Raw genomic sequence first — 18,747 nt, 5'->3', positions numbered from 1 at the left:
TGAAAACGGCTAAATGCTTGGCAAGCAACGTTAAACAATATGCTGCTAGTTTACTCAGCATTGTCAGTTAATTGTACTCGATGACGTTATACTCTGCCACGTTCAGCGCCTCAGCTTGCGATTCAACCTGATGCCGCTGTTCTTTTTATATCCTATTATGAGTTGATGGGAATGTAATTGCTTGCAGTCATTGCTTACAGCGTTATGAAGGATGAGTTTATGAGGGGGTAACCTCTTAAGACTAACCCCCCTAATTACAGGCTGACTTTAAAGATTAAAAGTAATAGCCAATATTAATATTAAATCGACGCTCGGTTTCATTACTATCACCGGCAACAGAGCCACCTACAAATGCTTGATTGCGGGCATGAACTAAATCAAAGTAAGTGAACAAGCCGCCAGCCACGACGGATACCCCGGTAACATTCATCCAAGTATCGGCAGTGTCATCAGACTTGTTATAGATCGCGCTGTAATCATTATAAAATTGCAGGTTGCTTACTGGACCCCATTCAACCGGTACGCTGTAAGCGACATTAAAGCTACTGGTGGTTGCATCGGTCGCAATAGAGTCATAAAACCCATATGCGCCAACCGCGATACGATTAGTGTCATCGATATTGTAGTCATATTCGCCATGCTGTAGCTGAATATTCCAGTTATTGATAACGCTGTTTACATGCAGTGCCCATGCGTTGTAACTTCCTGCGCGGTCTTGGCCGTCATGTAAGCCACCGGCCAAGCCTGATATTCCGACTTCTGTGGTCATGCCTTTGCCGTGTTCAAAGTAATAGGCGTAGCGGCCGGCAAAGGTATTATACTCACCAAGCCCTTTGCTCGGTTCGGCATAAATACCCTCGTCGACGGTGCGACTACCAACAATATCGTACGAATAGCGATGGCTGCGATCTTCAACATAACCATCGACACCACCGAGTTCGTCATTTTTGAAAAAACCTAAATCGAGCTGCCAGTTATCAGCTACTTTACGTTTAAACATCACGCCTAAATCATGATCGTCTTCTAAACCAACGTAGTAGTTTGCACTAAAGAAATAGTTATGGGAGTTATAAGGATCATTACCAAACGGCACTTTTGTGATACCTACTTGCACTTGCCAGTCGTCAGTAAATTGATAGCCTGCCCATGCTGATTTTATTGCGGTCATGTAATCAAAAAAGCGGATCTCTCCGCCGATCAGCACTCCACCAATATCGCCAGAAACATTTAAACGGAAAATATCAAAATCAAAATCGCCACCACGGTTTTTATTGCCGTCATCATATGAGGTGTGACTGTAGTTAGTACGAATTGCACCACCAAATTTAACTCCGGATAGGGCTGTTTCGGTATTATCTTGAGTTTGCTTTGCGATAGTCTTGGTCTGTTCTTCAAGCTGTTGATTAACTTTAGCTTGTTTTGCTTTTTCAGCCGCAAGCTGCTGTTGCAGTTGCTGCATCTGTTGTTGGAGTTGAGAAAGTTGAGCTTGCATAGCATCAATGTCTGAAGCATATGAGGCGCTGCTTGTTGCGCCTAGCATAGTCGCGAAAGCTAACTTTGATAGTTTAAGCATGATAAATCGCTATTCTTGATATAGGTCTGTATAGAATAGACTAATTGTACCTTTAACCCAAGTTAACTAACCATGCGTTCTAGGGTAATCATTTGTTTAATATGATTTTATAAACTATTTATTCGGTGGGTTTGCCTTCAGCGGCGCGGGTCAGCACACCAACTTCTAATAAAGGAGCTGCATCTATACTTTGAGCATCCATCATAGTAGCAATACGCTGCATTGATGATAGTAGCTGGCTTTGTTCCCACTCGTCTAAGGCTGAGAACTTTTCAATAAAGTGTTCTTGTAACGGTTGTGGTGCTGCTTGCAGAATCGTTTGACCATTTGCAGTGAGGTAAAGACTCACTCGACGTTTGTCTAATTGGCTGCGAACACGCGTCACTAAATCGCGGTTTTCTAAGCGATCCAAGATATTAGTTACAGTTGCAGGACTCAGGTTTACATTTTGGGCAATGCGACTGGCTGTAATACCATCAGTTTGTGCTACTTCAGTCATAATTAATAGCTGCGGACCGGTAAGGCCGGAGATTTTATTTAACTGCTTAGAATGGAGGTCGATCGCGCGGATCACTTTACGTAAAGAAACCAATAATTCGTCATATTTTTTCATTTTTATCTCATTCGCAGATGGTTTGCGGTCAAGGCGCTCGCGCAATCAATAAATATTACACATCTAATAAATAGAGTTCAAATAGATAAGGTCGATTTATACTGTATTATTGGCTTTACACAGATCTGTGGCTGTTTTTTATTTGTTTTGAGTTGAAATTAAATTTAGTTCATTTGCATATTATTTAATTAAACGTTTTTGGTGCTGAGCTTACCTATAAGTCATGACAGAGTGAAAAATTGTAAATTTGACATAAAAACTCACTAAATAATATTTACTAATTGGTTGGGGATTGGGTAAGGTGAGATAGGTTTTTCATTTTTATGGGACGTATAATGAAGTTATCTCCATCTGTAAGCATCGAACAAACTGACACTGGTTTAGAATATATCAATGTTGCAAGCGAGCTTTGTAGCGCTAAAATTTTTCTACAAGGTGCACAACTCACTGAATTCACGCCAAGTGGCAAAAAGCCATTAATTTGGGTATCAAGCGAAGAAGATTACCAAGAAGGTAAAAGTATACGTGGTGGCATTCCTATTTGTTGGCCATGGTTTGGTGTCAATCCAAATCCTGAGTGGCCAATTCACGGTGTAGCACGTACGAGCTTATGGCGAGCAGATGAAGTTGCAGAGCAAGACGATGAAATTCGAGTTAGCTTAACCTTGCCAATGGCACAAGTTGATGAAACCTACTGGCCACACAAATCAAAGCTAAAGGTTGAATTTATACTAACTAATCAGCTTGAAGTGCGTTTAACAACCACTAATTTAAGTAACCAAACTATTACTTTCACGCAAGCGCTGCACACTTATTTTCCAACCCCTGCTATTGAAGAAACTCAAGTGGATGGGCTGCAAGGTTCCAAATATATTGAGTTTAGCGAAGGCCCGTTTGATCAAGATGGACTGGTTGGTTTTGCTCGTGAAACAGATATGGTTTATACCCAAGCCGCAGTTATCCAGCGTATTATTACCCCGGATGGAATTATTGAAGTCGGCCGTGAAAACTCCAGCTCTTGTGTGCTGTGGAACCCGTGGATTGATAAGTCTAAGCGTTTATCTAATTTTGCTGATGATGAATACCATACAATGTTGTGCCTTGAAGCGGCAAATGTAATGGATGATAGTGCGATTGTAGCGCCAGGCGAAAGTCATACCTTAGCGACGACCATTCGCTGGGTGTAATATAGGGCCGCAACTTTGCTATAAATCAAAGCCAACGTATCAAATCGTTGGCTTGTTAAGGAAAAAAAGTGTTCGAAAACCACCAACTGGACGTCTTACCCCAACATCAACAAATAGTATATAAGCCACTGGCAGATAAAGCGTTGCTGCACGCTCAGCTTAACTGGCTGCTGTTTTATCTACCATTAACTGCAATATTAGGCGCTGTTTGCTTTTTTAATCAGGAGTTTGCAGCACTGGCACAAACGAGCTTACTGATTGGTTTACCAATTATTTTAGCTTTATCGCTAGCTTATAACGTTGTCAGTATGCGACTTAAAGGAATTGCTATGCGTGAGCATGATATAGCTTATCGCAAAGGCGTTATTTGGCAGCAGGTGACGATTTTACCTTTCTCACGAGTGCAGCACACAGAAATACATCGTGGCCCTTTGGAGCGAAAACTGGGCTTGGCTAGCTTGCGTTTGTATAGTGCTGGCGGAATGAGCGCCGATCTCAACATTAGTGGCTTAAGTCATGATGATTGTAAAAATATCCGTCAGTATATTCAAAAGTACACTGAAGCAAAACAAGTATCTAACAATACCAGCAATCAAGCCGGTGATAGTGTATTAGCTACTGATGAGTCGTTAAATGGATAATTTGAAATGGCAGCGTGTTTCGTCTTGGTCACTGGTTTATTTTATCGTGCATTTTGCTTTCCGATTTGTCAAAGACGGTGTATTTAACTTACTACCTATTATGGTTGTGTTTGTTACGCAAGTTGAAAATAAGTGGTTTTGGGGGCAAGTTGCATTAGCGGTAGCGATTATTAGCTTGTTAATTTATTCATTTTTTTACTATATTAATTTTCGCTTTTGCATTACTGATGAGCATGAAATATTACTTAATAAAGGGGTGTTTAAAAAAGAGCGTTTAACCTTGAACTTTTTGCGAGTGCAGAATGTTAATATTGCCGAACCGTTTTATTTTAAGCCTCTGGGTTTGGTTAACTGTATTTTTGATGCCGCTGGCAGCACTAGCCAAGAGGCTGTATTACCCGGGGTTACATCGCTATATGCAGAGCAAATGCGCGAGCGAGTATTGGCTTATAAAGAAACCCAACAACAAACTGCAGCTAAGCAGCAACCTGAAGATACACATACCAACGAACCACAACAATGTTTGCTGCTGAGCAATAAAGAAGTTGCAAAATTTGGCTTGATGTCGAATATGGCTATTTTGGCATTAGCAGCGCTTGCACCTTTTATGAATGTTGTGCTGGAGTTTTTAGAAAAAGCGGTGATCAATCGCCTAGAATCATTCTATCAGCAAGAAGTGGGCGTGTTGGTTGATGCTGCAGCACTCGCTGTGTTTTCAATACTTGTGCTTGTTGTGTTGGTTGCCGTTTTATTATCGGTATTAATGTCATTAATCCGCTTTTATAATTTTCAGCTTTACTTTCAGGCCGGAAAATTTAAACGCATTGCTGGATTATTAGAGCGTCATCAGTTGTCGGTGAGTCTTGATAAAGTACAATCTCTGCTGATTAAGCAAAACCTAATTGCACGACTACTTAAACGTTATACCGTGCAGTGCTTGCAAGCAACCAGCGGCGGCTTTAGCGCGGGCGCAAAGAGCAAACAAAGCTTAGTGATGCCAGTGCTTTCACTTGAGCAAGTAAAACAAGTTTGTCAGTGGGTACATCCTTGGCTTAATTTAACCAGTGATGATTTTAAAGCACTCAACTTTAAAGGTGTCGAAAAAGCGTTACTGATCAAAAATCTATGCTTTTATGCTTTGTTACCGAGCGCTTTAATTGCATTTATGGGCTATGCAGGACAAGGTTACAGCCCGGTATATGGCCTGCTTTGTGCTGTATTACTAAGTTCCTTGGTGTACTTATCATATCGACGATACGGTTATTATTTTTATCAATATCAAGGGCGATATTACGCAGTGTTTCGCAGTGGCATGATAAGTGTGCATTATCGAGTGTTTGAACTATATAAAGCGCAAAGCACGCGCGCAGTAAGCACTTATTTTATGCGAAAAAGTGGTTTGAAGAGCTTGTCTATACAACTCGCTGCGGGCACAGCGACTATGCCTTATATCAAAGCAGAGCAAGCCGATAAAATTATCGACTTTATTCTTTGCCAAGCCGAATCGGATCAACGAAGTTGGATGTAATTCACCGCTTTCAAGTTCTTAGGATGGTATTTTATTAGGCGATAAAGCGTAATAGCGGTAACTCACGTTTTCTTACATTTTTATGCTCTCTTTTTAGACTAAGTTATGACAATAATGGGTTTAAAATAAGAGATCAGGGAACATGATGAAAAAAACGTTACTCGCTACTTCGTTATTATTAGCCACACATACACAGGCCGCCGTGCAATGGCAAACTATTCATACCGAACACTTTAATGTTCATTACAGTCAAGAAAATGCAGATTGGGCACGCTCTGCGGCCAATGAATTAGAAATCGTCCGCAGCAAAGTGCTTGAGCAACAAAACCGTGCTTTAGATGAAGCGGTTGATGTGGTGGTGTTTGATCCACTCAATGCCGCTAATGGTTTTGCATTACCGGTTTCAAATAAGCCATTGATGGCGCTTTTTACTACACCACCGCAGTCAGATACAGTGATCTCAAATAATAGTGGTTGGCAGCAATTACTGGTACTGCACGAATATATTCATCTAGTGCATTTAGCACAACCTACCCGCAGTAAATGGCGTCAAGAGCTCAGGAATATTTGGGATTTATACGATATAACACACAGCGAGATGCCTCGCTGGGTGGCAGAGGGTTACGCAACATTACTTGAATCGAAAATGACGGGGCGTGGTCGGTTATTTGATAACTACAGCGAGGCGATTTTAATCGAATTTGCTCAGCAAGGTGCATTGCCCCGCTATGATCAGTTGAATAGTACAGATGGTGGCTTTATGGCTGGCTCTATGGCGTATTTAATGGGCGCCCGATTTTTAGCTTGGCTAGAGAAAAACTATTCAGAGCAAACCCTTGATGCTGTTTGGACGCGTATGCAAGGGGTTAAGCAACGCGAATTTGATGACGCATTCGAAGGGGTCTTTGGTGACTCTGCGAGTAAGTTGTATCGACGTTTTATTGCTGAGTATACCTATCAAGCAATGAGTAAAGAAAGAAGTGAACAGTCACTTACTAGTGAGCTTTGGTTGGCGTTAGATCACTATGCTAGTGGTCCTGCTTTATCACCAAATAGCGAGCAACTTGCAGTGGTGGAGCGTGATCAAGACGGCAAGACTCAGTTAAAACTCTACAGTACTGAGGATAACCTCAAAGCTGCAGAAGAGTTTAACCAAGAGCAACAAGAGCTACTCGCTGATGATCCTAAAGATGTTGCTGATAAACCACCCAAGGTGTTTCAACGTAAGCAAAAGCAAGTCTTGAATCAAATCAACCGTGCGGGTATTCAAAACCCACAATGGCTAAATGACGACGTGTTGTATTTTTCAGCCTACAGCAACGTAGATAATATTGATAATCAGCGTATATCAGATATATTTAGCTGGGATACGCAAACCGGTGAAGTTACCAAACTAACTGATTTAGCTGGCCTGCGGCGCTTTAGTATTGCAGATAATGGGCAAACACTTTATGGAGAACAGGTTAAAGGAGGTTACTCAGAGTTAGTGCGAGTTGATTTACAAACCGGTCAAGCTCAACCATTATTCGAAAAAAGTCTAGCAACGGTTTACGATTATCCTGTAGTTAGCCCCGATCAACAGCAACTCGCCTTTCTTAAAACTGAGTTTAATCATAATTGGCAATTGTATATACAAGATATTGATGGACAAAAATCAATTGCTGTACCAATGCCTAAGGGATATCAATACTTATCACAACCAAGTTGGAGTGCGGATGGCAAGCAGCTTTATTTTGTTGCAGGATTAGCTCAGGCAACGGATATCTACCGTTATGATTTAACTACACAACGTTTGTTCAAGCTGACTCAAGGCCAACAAGCGGTTGCTAATCCACTCGCATTATCTGACGGGGATTTACTGTATTTTTCAATCAGTAGTGATGGCCCTGACATTATGCAGCTACAGGTAAATAATAACGAAGAAGAAATCACCGATTTTGCAACTAACAGTATTGCGCCTTTGTTGCTTGTGAATGAGCACACCTTGCCAAAAGCTCAAATATATCAACAACCCATTGGTGAGCAAACGCACTACGATATTTGGCAGCAAAAAGCCACTTTTGCGTTAGGTGAACAATATCATTCAGCCTCCGCGGCATTATTTTCAGCGAGTATTAAAGGCAGCGATTTACTCAAGCAATTAGATTGGCAGCTGGGCTACAGTGTTGATTTACATGACACTGCACTGCAAGGCATTTATGCCCAAGCACGCTACAGTGCGCTTGCAATCAAGTTTGACAGCCAGTTATTTTCTTATGATTTGAATGCTAGCAAGCAATATCAGCATAGCCTGTTGGCTGATCAGTCAGTGCAAGGCGGCTATATTGCTGCCAGCCTGCCACTGAGCTTTGGAGAGTTTAAAGTACAGCCAGAACTGGCTTATAACTACTCAGAGATAGATGATGCAAATATCAAGCAAGAGCAGAGTTCACAGTGGCTTAGAGTCGGCTTGAAGCAATCTTGGAGCTATGACAGACAAGATTATGCCATCGGCCAAGCGATTGATGCGCGTTGGTATAGTGGCGATAGCGACACGCAGAGTTGGCAGGGCTATGATGTTTCTGCGCAGCTATTTGGTAAAGCGCTGGCAATCCCGATGTATGCTAATTATAGCCAGCAATATAGAGATGATAGTGAGTTGCGATTAGGTGGTTTTAGCTCTTCGTTGTTATCAAAAAATATTCGCAGTGACCTTGTTTTTGCACCTGAACTGCCCTTTTACAGCGCTATTGGCAAACGCTATCAAGGTTATGGTGGAGGTATTAGCTGGGCAGAAGGCATGCCATGGTTGTACTATCAACAGCATCAGATTGACCAACAGGTATACGGGCAAAGCTATGGTGTGAAATGGCAAGGCCCCTTTAGTTTTGGCTTAGGCCCTGCAGGCCTCAATGATGTGAAACTTGATTTTGGCCTAGTCAGAGTAGAAGGCGACAGCTTTGATGATGAGCTTAGAGGCTGGCTCGGGTTTTATTATTCGTTGTAAATTAATGGAGGCTCCAAGGAGCCTCTTCTATCGCTTTGTCTAAGTTAAGTATTTAATGCTGTCGCTGTTCGCCTTTGCTCGCGATTTCTTTGTGATTGTTTTTTACGGTTACGGCGGCTAAGCCACAAGTAAAAACCAGTGCCTGCAAGCCATACTGGGCTTAGGCCAATCACGCACCATAAGATTTTACTGAGTAAACCGGCAAAATAACCAAAGTGTAATTTTCTAAAGCTATCAATTACTTTCCAACCAATGCCGACTTCGCGAATATCCCAGTTAGCTATATGTTCACCGGTTTTTTTATCATAAGTAATGGTGTTGGCGTATTCGCTTGCCAGTGGATTGTTGCTATCAACTTCACCAAATAGCGTAATGTTTTCGTCAGGCTCCAGTGGCATAACTAAAAAAGTACCATTAAATGTCGGGATTTGTTTTTTGCTATCATCCAGAATGGCTTGAAAGTTAATGGTATCGCTATGTAAGTTTTTGGTGAGTATAAAATGCTGTTCTTCTGCGTGTTCGACTACTTCGTGATACCACACAGCCCAATTAAAGTAGCCGCCAGTGATCGCCAAAATTAAAATAATGGGTGAGCCAAGTACCCCTGTCATTTTATGAATATCGCTTAGTACAATTTGCAGCGTCGCCTTGAAGCGTACTGAAAATAAACGTTGCCAAAATTTACGATAAATTATTAAGCCTGTAACGCCGAGGATAAATAGAAAGATTGCAAAAAAGAACCCAAGGACGGTGCCTGTTTGACCAGGTAGAGTTTTTAAATCGTTTAGCAAAAATGTGTAATGCAGTTCTAAAAACCAATCTGTGAAGTAGTGACTAGTGCTAACTGGCTGCGAGAGTATTTCGCCAGAATATTGATTGATATGAAATTTATACCAAGTGTCGGTACCGCGTTCGATTAAATAAACCCGATCAGCAGTATCATCATTAAATATTTCCCAACTACCTACTACATAGCTAGGAAATTCATGCTCAGCAACCGCTATTAATTTATCAATGGGTTTGCGTTCTGCGTGACTATCAACGACAAAGTGACTATCTGGCATGAGTAAGCCATCAATTTCACTTTTAAACACTAATACGCTGCCAGTTAGACTGATCACAATAAGTGGAATCAAAGCACAAAGCGCAATCCAACTGTGTATTTTAAAAAGTGTTTTTCTCATAAGGCAAAGAGTCGTCAAAATTAATTTGTTGCATGATAACAATTATCAATGTTATTTCAATTCTATGCGATGAGATGTTTGCTTACTAACGGCAAAGTGTCAGTCGAAACATGGAAACTGTAAGGTTAACTTGCCGCAGGAGTAGTGAGTTTATTTTGTACAAATGGTTGCTTGTTTTTATAGGACCTTTACAATGCCGCGCCTTACATAAAGCATATAAAAACAGTGGTTTACACTGACTTATTGTTTTGTTTATAAGTTGCTAACTTATTAATCAATTACTAACGAACGAGGTCTACTTTGGCGCATTACCTGCCTATTTTATCATCATTTATTTTAGTGTTTAGCTTTTTACCATTACTAAATAAAATTCGTAAAAACCGCAGTGTATCGGGGTTGTCATTATTAATGATGACCTTTGGGGTGGCGCAAAGTATTTATTTTATTGCATTTAATCTCTTTTTTGAACGTTACTACATGGTACTACCGTTTGTGGTGACCGGGTGTTTAAGTGGCTTAATCTTGTATTATTTTGCTCGATATAACGCCAAAACTAGAGAGCGAACTCAGTTGGCCGCTATGTTAGGTTTTTCACTATTACCTTTTTTACTGTTAGTAAACCCACAGCTAGAGACTGCTAACGTACTTACTTGGCTTACTTTTGTTGGCTTAATAATGAGTTCGGTGCGAGTCATGCCGCAAACCTATAAAACGCTGCGCAGCGGAGATATAAGCAACTTAAGTGCTCGTTATTTTAGCTTACAGTTTATTGCTGGTGTGTGTGGTTTATTTGCAGAATTAGCGATGGCAGCACCAAGTACTTCGCATCTTTTAACGTTTGTGATGATCTTACTGACTAATGCCGCGCAACTTGGTTGTATTCAATATTATAAAATGCGCCCTGCAATAATATAGAATTGTTTGTTTTAAAAACAAGCGATTCCAAAGTTACTGTTTTTATGGCAAATTACCTTATCGAGATAAAAGGGATAAGGTATGAATTGGAATCAACTAGGTTACTTATGTCGATTATTTTCGCCATTAAGTAACCTTACACATGCACAGAAAAAGCAACTAAGCAGTGCCGAGCATTTACGGGTTTATAAAGCTGGGCAGCACAGTAGTCAATTAGCTACAAAATTATCAGCACAGCTTATTGATAACCGTTGTGAACACGAGCAGCAAAGACTTGCGTTATGTTATGAACAATTACCAAATGCAATTAGTACTAACGGCTTTAAATACGGGAGCAGATTAAGCTATCTGGTATTTATTTTTACTGCTTTTATTATCATTAGTCTGATTTATCAGGTTTTTGTTATACCTTCCTTTTCAGCTGTATTGAGTGACTATCATGCTCAATTAAATAACTCGCTTAGTGATGTGGCAAAATTTTGGTATATATTTGTATCTCTACAAGGAATGCTTCTTTCATTAATTTTGCTCAGTGTTATACGCCTAAGCCAAATAGGCAATCTACTAAAAGCAGAACCATCATCAAGTTGTATCGATTTTATTATCCCCAAAAAAATTCGCCAGCAACACAGCGAGCTAATTGTAATACTTGAATTTCCTGTAAACGGGGCAAGTGAAAGTATTAGCTTCCCTGAGGTTGAGCATTTACAAAGTTGTCAGTTACATGGCTTAGATATTAGTAAAGAATTTGTGCTTTTAATAAAGCAAAAGCTGGCGGTGTTTAATCAAGATGCTACAAGGTATTTGAATAAACTCATTACTATTTTCACGATTACTTTAGTTATTGCGATTGCATTATTTTTGAAAGAGGCTTATCGGCCTATCTTCGCATTGGGAGAGATCATTTGAAAAATAAAGGATTTACCCTAATTGAGCTAATGGTTGTGATTGCTATCATAGGCATTCTAGCTTCTGTGGCATTGCCACAATACAGTAAATATATACAGCGCAGTGAGCTTGTAGACCCCTTAGCAATGGCTGCCGTTATACGAGAAGATGTAACGACTTTTTATTTAGAGCAAGGACGATTTCCATCAAACAATGAGGAAGCCGGTATACCTGCGAGTAAGTTTTTAATTGGCAATCGAGTAACTGGTATTGTCGTTGATGTTGGGGCTATTCATATTAGCCTTGGTAATAAAGCGTCAGTGCCTTTGCAGGGGACGATATTAACATTTCGGCCAGCTGTGGTCACGGGTAGTCCGGGTAGCCCTATAGCTTGGTTATGTGGCTACGATCAGCCAGTCGCAGGTATGCAAGCAATGGGTGAAAATAAAACCACCGTACCCAAAGATATTTTGCCGTCATCGTGTAAAGAACTTAAATATTAAAATATTATAGGTAAATGAATGCAACTGACTATCCATCAAGTAGACGCTTTTACTAACGAATTATTTAAAGGCAACTATGCAGCGGTTATTGATTTAGATAATTGGCTTGATAATGAGCTGATGCTAAACATTGGCGCAGAAAATAACGTATCCGAAACCGCGTTTACTTGTCGTCAAGCTGATGGCAGCTACGCTATCCGTTGGTTTTCACCATTAATGGAAATAGACTTTTGCGGGCATGCTACACTCGCTGCGGCATTTGTGTTGTGCGAACAGCACAATTTATCGCAAATTCGTTTTCAAGCTGCAGCAGTCGGTGAGTTAGTTATTAATAAAAATAGCGATGGCAGCTTTGCCATGACTTTTCCAAAACAAACTCCTTTTGTTGCAATAAAAATACCCTCTGAGCTATTTGCTGGCTTGTCTATACAACCCGTTAAGGTGTTGAAAAACCAACAAGCTTACTTTGCTATTTATGATGGTGAGCAAGATGTGCTAGATCTTAAAACAGACTCTGCGTTGCTTAAAACATTGTTCCCGCTAGATGTCGTAGCAACAGCACCAAGCGCAAAATACGACTTTATTTCACGTTATTTTTGGCCTGCTAATGGCGGTGATGAAGACTATGTAACCGGTTCAATTCACACCGGCCTTGCGCCATATTGGGCTAAAGAGTTAGGTAAAACCTGGCTAAGTGCTTATCAGGCTTCTAGCCGTGGCGGACATCTGTATTGTGAAGTCGCTGAGCACACAGTTACTGTAACTGGCCATGCTGTGCGCTATATGCAGGGCACAATATATTTATAATGACTATTTAATTGCTACCTTGCGGTAGTTTAATGGTGATTTGTGCGCCATGCGCTGTGTTAGCTAACTGCAGGGGCACTAATTAGGCGCTCATAGCGTGATGCATATTGACCATACACAGGCGTCATAATATCAATGTCACCTTGTTGGACGGTCACAACATTGAGCGTACTCGCATTTAGCTGCGGCACAGCAGGTTGCACCGCAAAATAGCTGATGCTTGCTAGCAGTATGAGTGCGGCAACAATGAGGGCTATTTTAACTTTGTTTAGTTTTGTGGTTTTCTCAATATTAATATTAATATTCATAATCTACAAATCTACAAATCTACAAATCTACGAGGTTGATAGTGTAGTTAATGAAAGTTTGATGCCAGAAATGAATACTGTTTATTTTCAGTTTGTTAAGTATTTATATGGTGATTCTAAAGTGATAGCTGTTCGATATTGAACACGCAGGTGTTCGGTTTTGAAAATAAAAGCAGCCGCAGGAGATAGATTTATTATCCGAAGCTCAGGTTATTTAAATAAGGACTTTGAATCTTTTTGATACGGTTTTGTAACAGTTCCTTACAAATGTCACGTTAATGTTTCATTCAGCTCTGTTATTATGGCTTTAGTAAAATATTTAGGGGACTGATTATGCGAACAACGATATTGAAATGGACACTTCCATTTGTCGCGCTTGGCTTAGGAATTGTTGGCTTTGTGGGAATTAATGCGATTGCCCAAGAGCCAGAAAAAAAAGAAATAGTCGACACTCGGCCGGTTGTAAAAGTTGAGCCTGTAGCTGCCAACGATCATCAAGTGATTATTAATAGCTATGGCGAAGTTAAGCCACTTGAAAGCACGCGTTTATCAGCGCAGGTGTCGGGTGAGGTTGTTAGTTGGCATCCTCACTTTGTTGCTGGTGGTATTGTTGCTCGTGGCGAAACCTTATTTACTATTGAGAAAGATAACTATGAAGCGGCGCTATTACAAGCCCAAGCTGAACTTGCTCAAGCAAAATCACAGTTAATCGAAGAGCAAGCACAAGCACAAGTTGCGGCGGATGAAGTAAAGCGCTTTCCTGGTAAAGAGCGTACTGCATTGTTTTTACGTGAGCCACAAGTGCTTAGCGCGCAAGCATCGGTTAAGTCAGCGCAAGCACGATTAAAGCGTGCGCAACGTGATTTAGATAATTGCGAAGTAACAGCTCCTTATGATGCACTGGTTGTAAGTCGCGATATTGGTGTAGGCCAGTATATAAATATGGGCACACAAATCGGTGAGTTAAATAATATTGAAACAGCCGAAGTGATTATTCCGATCGCTGGCTTTGACAGTGTGTTTTTACCTGAGCGAGTTAAAGGAATTACTGCAACGGTAATAAAAACCGGTTTACATGGGTTTACGCGTCAAGCTGTGGTTGATCGTGATTTAGGTATTGTTGATAGTGCAACTCGTATGAGTAGCTTAGTTGTTCGTATAGATGACCCGTATGGGTTGGTTAATAAACAGCAGGCAATTAAATATGGCAGCTATGTACAAGTCAATTTTGCTGGCACTATGCTTAATAATATCTATCGCTTACCGCAAGAACTGGTGAATAACCAAATGGTATGGATTGTTAATGATGAGCAGCAACTTGAGCCACGTAAAGTGAAAGTGATCCGCGAAGAGGGCGAGTTCTTTTATATTAGTGATGGCTTAGAGGCTGATGATCAATTAGTTATTACCTTACCTGAGTATCCGCAAAAAGGCATGGCAGTGAAAATCGCTGGTGTGCAGGATGTTAAAAAAGTTGATGCACTCGATAGTGCAACCACTGAAAAACTATAAAGGGTAGACTGCGTTATGAGTAACACTGAACTACCAAATACACCAGACTCAACGGTTGAAAAGCAGACTGGTATTATTGCCTACTTTGCTAATAACTCTGTAGCGGCTAATTTAATGATGGTTTTCATTATAGTAATGGGGATCATTAGTTTTTTAACTATCCAACGACAAATGTTCCCGAACATTGAAATTAATTACATTACAATTAATGCGAATTACCCTGGCGCGTCACCGCAAGAGATGGAAGAAAGTATCCTCGTTAAGATTGAAGAATCTTTAAAAGATATTACCGAAATTAAAAAAGGTGTATACCGCGCATTTCGTAACGGCGGCAGCGCCCAGTTAGAAATCAATACTGATGCAGAGCTCACCGATGTACTGGATAAAATTAAGTTGCGGGTTGATGGTATCGCTACTTTCCCCGCAGGCATGGAGCCGGTCACCATAAGTCAAATAGAGTTTCGCCAAGATGTAATAGGCATGACATTAGTTGCCGACCTACCACTGAATGAGCTCAAACCGATAGCTAACCGCATTGAAGATGAGCTATTACAGCTATCAAATGTATCACTGGTGGTCAATGATGTACCACTGGATGAAATTGCCATTGAGATTGAACCAGACACATTACGTCGTTACAACTTAACCTTAAGCGAAGTCGCTGATGCTGTGCGTCGTTATTCAGCCAACTTTTCAGCAGGACAATTAAAAACCGATGCTGGGGTTATTTCTGTACGAGTTGAAAACCAACTGTATTCAGGTGAGGAGTTTCGCCAAATACCAGTAAAAATTGGTGATAACGGCGCTAAAGTTTTACTGCAAGATATTGCAATTATTAAGGACCAATTCACCGAAGGCGAACGTTACTTTAAGTTCAATGGTGAAAATGCCGTTTATTTATCAGTAAAAGCGACGGAAGAGCAAAGTATTATTCCTGTTGCGGATTCAGTTAAAGCGTTTATTGATCAAAAAAATAAAGACTTACCGCCGGGTGTCCGCTTAGAGCCATTAATGGATATGACCTATTACTTAAATGCTCGCTTAGATATGATGGTAAATAACCTGATCCAAGGTGCAATTTTAGTCGCTATTATGCTTTCTTTGTTCTTACGCTTTAAGCTTGCGCTATGGGTAATGATTGGCTTGCCGGTATGCTTTTTAGGCGCCATGATGATGATGCCGCTGTTTGGTGTAACCATTAATATCTTGTCATTATTTGCCTTTATTATGGTGCTAGGGATTGTGGTGGATGACGCCATTGTCATCGGAGAAAGCGCCTACACCGAAATAGAGAAAAAAGGCGGTGGAGTTGTTAATGTCGTTAATGGCGCTAAAAAAGTCGCAACCCCAGCAACCTTTGGGGTGTTAACCACAGTTGCGGTATTTGCGCCATTTACGTTATCGACAGGCCCTGAAAGTGCATTCTTTTTTGGGATCGCAGTCGTGGTTATGTTGTGTTTAATATTCAGCTTAATAGAATCAAAGCTTATTCTACCTGCACATATTGCCCATACTAACTTCCCGCCAATTAAGCCAGATAGCTGGCGAGCACGTTTTAATAAACGCTTTTTTGGTTTTGTAAATGGACCATATCGACGTTTTATAGTGCGTTGTGTAGAGTGGCGTTGGGCGGTACTGTTCTCGTTTATTTCATTACTGATCGTCACTTTTGCCTTGATTGCATCAAACAATGTGCGTACTGGTTTTATGCCGAAGATCCCGCATGACTATCCGCAGATCAACTTAGAGATGAATGATAATGTCTCTGATATACAAACCATTGAAGCAATTCGTGAAATCGAAGCTATGGTGATTGCCGTTGATAAAGAGACTGAGCGGGAATATGGTCAAAAACTAATTAGAGATGTACTCGTGTTTAACCAAGGTCGTACTGAAGCGCAAATACTCGCACCATTAGTTGAAGAGGATTTACGTCCTTATAACGCGTTTGAACTTTCTCGTCGTTGGCGTGAAGCGATGCCAACCATTGCTGGTGTTAAGTCGCTTATTATTTATGACGATGTGAATGCTCAAGGTGGTGGTGATGGTGAGTTTGGTTACTTGTTATATGGCTCAGATATCGACACTTTAAATGATGCTGGGCGTCGTTTTATTCAATTATTGCAACAACAAGACGGTTTGTTTGATATTAGCTCGACTATTGACCCTGCCAGCAAAGAAGTGCAAATGAGTTTAAAACCTGTGGCTTATGACCTCGGTTTAGACTTAGCCTCAATAGCAAACCAAGTTGGCGCAAGTTTTTACGGTGGTGAAGCACAACGTGTTATTCGCCGTGGTGAAGAAGTGCGGGTGATGGTACGTTATCCAAAACTAACCCGCGAAGCGTTTTCATCGCTCAAGCATGCAGTTATCACCACACCGCAAGGTAAAGAAGTGTTACTTGGTGATGTGGTCGAGCTGACTGAAAAACCGGGCATTAGCTATATTCGCCGTGAAGGTGGTTATCGTACTGTGTATGTTTATGGCAATATCGATGAAGAAGTGATCGAGCCAAATGAAGTAATTACACAAGTAAAAGACAAGCTATTACCTCAACTAAAAGAAGAGTTCCCAAGCGTTAAATCAGAGCTTGGCGGTGCTATTGAAGAGCAGCAATCACAAGCTAATCAGCAAAAAATGTTCTTTTTTGGTGGCATGATTTTAGTATATATCTTGTTGGCTGTACCTTTGAAAAGCTATGCGCAACCTTTGATTGTAATGTCGGTGATCCCGTTTAGTTTGACGGGGGCTGTATGGGGGCATTATTGGTTTGGCTTAGATCTAACCTTAATGTCGGGCTTTGGTATCATTGCCGCAGCGGGTGTAGTTATTAATGATTCGCTGGTTATGACCGACTTTGTTAACCAAGCTCGCCGTGAAGGTATCGCTATCAAAGATGCGGTGATAGAGGCCGGTTGTGCCCGCTTTAGACCAATATTGCTGACATCAATCACGACCTTTGCGGGCGTATTGCCGATTATGTTTGAAACCAGCTTACAGGCTAAATTTGTAATACCTATGGCTGTAGCGCTTGGATTTGCAGTAATGTTTGCAACCTTAATCACGTTAATATTAGTGCCGTGTTTGTACATCATAATGAGTGATGTAGGTAAGGTGTTTAAAGCTTTATTTAATGAAATTATGCTCTTATTTAAAAGTAAACAAGGGCCGCAGTTAGATCGTTAGTTTCAATTTGTTACTACGGACTTTAAAAGCCAATACGTAATGTATTGGCTTTTTTATTTTTATATACCTTAGTATTGGTTTTTATTGGCGGTTACATTCTTTAGTTTGATCTTTGAGCTATGTCACATTATACTCACGCTGTTTTGGCAAACTAATCGAAAGGTTAGGACGCAAAGTTTCCGGTCTAAGGTTTTAGTGTGCTAAAACTAAGATAGCGGGGCCGTTGCACAGGGTAATTTTAGCCTCACTGTGTGTCATCAGCCCTACAATATAGTTAAAAAGTATTTCTTTTATCCAATAAATACTGGATAGTACCTATTAGATGTTCTTAAGGTGTTGCTTTGTTTATGCATACGTCATTGGCCTGTGGAAATTGGATGCCAATAGGTTGTCTAAATCATCATACCCAATTATTTGTTGGTGATATGGTGACAGTGACTTTTTATGACACGCAAGGAGAGCTAGTCGATTTATCATTTAAATATGAAATTATCACTGAAGAACAAGGTGAGCCACATAATTGGCCGCGTTTTGTCGCGGAATATATTAATACCCATATACCACTAGTTGAAGCAGGAAGAATGACTGAGCAAGGTTTAGTGGTAGCTTATCGTTCAAACCAGATTTATGCACTTGAAGGCTGCGGGATTACTCGTGCGGAATTAACTTTTCAATGTATTGCTAAATGTGATGATTACCAAGCCGTTAAGCCTGCATATGACTATATCTACCCTGAAAAATGCAGTGTTTATAATGCGGGTGTAAAAGTGTTACAGCCAAAAACAGGCTTAATTTATAAATGCAAACCTTGGCCTTTCAGCCAGTTTTGCAATGTGAAAGAAGAAAACAATCCACTTTATGAGCCCGGTGTGGGACAAAGTTGGGATTTAGCCTGGCAGCAAGTTTCCCCTTAATG

15 protein-coding genes and 1 riboswitch are annotated in these 18,747 nt (G+C 40.7%); of the genes, 11 read left to right on the top strand and 4 right to left on the bottom strand.

What is annotated here, in order from left to right; all coding sequences use genetic code 11:
- Positions 1 to 274: 274 nt before the first annotated feature.
- Positions 275 to 1,573, bottom strand: coding sequence for a porin (locus tag H5186_RS08585; protein ID WP_182767419.1), 1,299 nt, complete (start codon positions 1,571 to 1,573; stop codon positions 275 to 277).
- Between the two features lie 118 nt (positions 1,574 to 1,691).
- Complete coding sequence (locus H5186_RS08580; protein ID WP_145240209.1) at positions 1,692 to 2,186, bottom strand: MarR family winged helix-turn-helix transcriptional regulator; 495 nt, start codon at positions 2,184 to 2,186, stop codon at positions 1,692 to 1,694.
- A gap of 335 nt (positions 2,187 to 2,521) precedes the next feature.
- On the opposite strand from H5186_RS08580, the gene H5186_RS08575 reads away from it, so the two are divergent.
- The 4 genes from H5186_RS08575 to H5186_RS08560 all read left to right on the top strand — a co-directional run bounded on the left by H5186_RS08575 (position 2,522) and on the right by H5186_RS08560 (position 8,528).
- The gene (locus H5186_RS08575) at positions 2,522 to 3,373 is read left to right on the top strand and encodes a D-hexose-6-phosphate mutarotase (protein WP_182739467.1); all 852 of its coding nucleotides are present in this window, start codon (positions 2,522 to 2,524) and stop codon (positions 3,371 to 3,373) included.
- Between the two features lie 68 nt (positions 3,374 to 3,441).
- Complete coding sequence (locus H5186_RS08570; protein ID WP_182739466.1) at positions 3,442 to 4,014, top strand: PH domain-containing protein; 573 nt, start codon at positions 3,442 to 3,444, stop codon at positions 4,012 to 4,014.
- Positions 4,007 to 5,542 carry a PH domain-containing protein gene (locus H5186_RS08565; protein WP_182794341.1) on the top strand — a complete coding sequence of 512 codons (1,536 nt, stop codon included), beginning with the start codon at positions 4,007 to 4,009 and terminating at the stop codon, positions 5,540 to 5,542. The genes H5186_RS08570 and H5186_RS08565 overlap by 8 nt, the downstream gene beginning before the upstream one ends.
- Before the next feature lie 145 nt (positions 5,543 to 5,687).
- Positions 5,688 to 8,528 (top strand): PD40 domain-containing protein, encoded by a 2,841-nt coding sequence (locus H5186_RS08560; protein ID WP_182767429.1) that lies wholly within the window; start codon positions 5,688 to 5,690, stop codon positions 8,526 to 8,528.
- A 44-nt stretch (positions 8,529 to 8,572) separates the two neighbouring features.
- Here the strand turns inward: H5186_RS08560 and H5186_RS08555 are convergent, their stop codons facing one another.
- Positions 8,573 to 9,712: a PepSY domain-containing protein gene (locus H5186_RS08555; protein WP_182739464.1), complete on the bottom strand. Its 1,140-nt coding sequence runs from the start codon at positions 9,710 to 9,712 to the stop codon at positions 8,573 to 8,575.
- A gap of 300 nt (positions 9,713 to 10,012) precedes the next feature.
- Here H5186_RS08555 and H5186_RS08550 point away from each other — a divergent pair, with 300 nt between their 5' ends.
- From H5186_RS08550 to H5186_RS08535, 4 genes are all read left to right on the top strand, one after another.
- A complete protein-coding gene (locus H5186_RS08550; RefSeq protein WP_149982258.1) occupies positions 10,013 to 10,627 on the top strand; it encodes a PQ-loop repeat-containing protein in 615 nt (204 codons plus the stop codon).
- An 81-nt stretch (positions 10,628 to 10,708) separates the two neighbouring features.
- Positions 10,709 to 11,536 carry a hypothetical protein gene (locus H5186_RS08545; protein WP_182717524.1) on the top strand — a complete coding sequence of 276 codons (828 nt, stop codon included), beginning with the start codon at positions 10,709 to 10,711 and terminating at the stop codon, positions 11,534 to 11,536.
- Positions 11,533 to 12,018, top strand: a complete 486-nt coding sequence (locus H5186_RS08540) for a pilin (RefSeq protein ID WP_182717523.1) — start codon at positions 11,533 to 11,535, stop codon at positions 12,016 to 12,018. The genes H5186_RS08545 and H5186_RS08540 overlap by 4 nt, the downstream gene beginning before the upstream one ends.
- An 18-nt stretch (positions 12,019 to 12,036) precedes the next feature.
- On the top strand, positions 12,037 to 12,825 hold the full coding sequence (locus H5186_RS08535; protein ID WP_182794340.1) for a PhzF family phenazine biosynthesis protein: 789 nt from the start codon (positions 12,037 to 12,039) through the stop codon (positions 12,823 to 12,825).
- Between the two features lie 59 nt (positions 12,826 to 12,884).
- Here the strand turns inward: H5186_RS08535 and H5186_RS08530 are convergent, their stop codons facing one another.
- Complete coding sequence (locus H5186_RS08530; protein WP_182794339.1) at positions 12,885 to 13,133, bottom strand: hypothetical protein; 249 nt, start codon at positions 13,131 to 13,133, stop codon at positions 12,885 to 12,887.
- 333 nt (positions 13,134 to 13,466) lie between these two features.
- Here H5186_RS08530 and H5186_RS08525 point away from each other — a divergent pair, with 333 nt between their 5' ends.
- From H5186_RS08525 to H5186_RS08515, 3 genes are all read left to right on the top strand, one after another.
- The gene (locus H5186_RS08525) at positions 13,467 to 14,645 is read left to right on the top strand and encodes an efflux RND transporter periplasmic adaptor subunit (RefSeq protein ID WP_149982253.1); all 1,179 of its coding nucleotides are present in this window, start codon (positions 13,467 to 13,469) and stop codon (positions 14,643 to 14,645) included.
- A 15-nt stretch (positions 14,646 to 14,660) separates the two neighbouring features.
- Positions 14,661 to 17,831 carry an efflux RND transporter permease subunit gene (locus tag H5186_RS08520; RefSeq protein WP_149982252.1) on the top strand — a complete coding sequence of 1,057 codons (3,171 nt, stop codon included), beginning with the start codon at positions 14,661 to 14,663 and terminating at the stop codon, positions 17,829 to 17,831.
- A gap of 135 nt (positions 17,832 to 17,966) precedes the next feature.
- Positions 17,967 to 18,059, top strand: a riboswitch (cyclic di-GMP riboswitch).
- 119 nt (positions 18,060 to 18,178) lie between these two features.
- Positions 18,179 to 18,745, top strand: coding sequence for a chitin-binding protein (locus H5186_RS08515; RefSeq protein ID WP_149982251.1), 567 nt, complete (start codon positions 18,179 to 18,181; stop codon positions 18,743 to 18,745).
- Positions 18,746 to 18,747: the final 2 nt, after the last annotated feature.

This window comes from Pseudoalteromonas sp. SG41-2 (genome assembly GCF_014164535.1).
In the GTDB taxonomy this organism is placed as follows: domain Bacteria; phylum Pseudomonadota; class Gammaproteobacteria; order Enterobacterales; family Alteromonadaceae; genus Pseudoalteromonas; species Pseudoalteromonas rhizosphaerae.
This window is presented reverse-complemented; position numbering and strand designations above follow the sequence as displayed.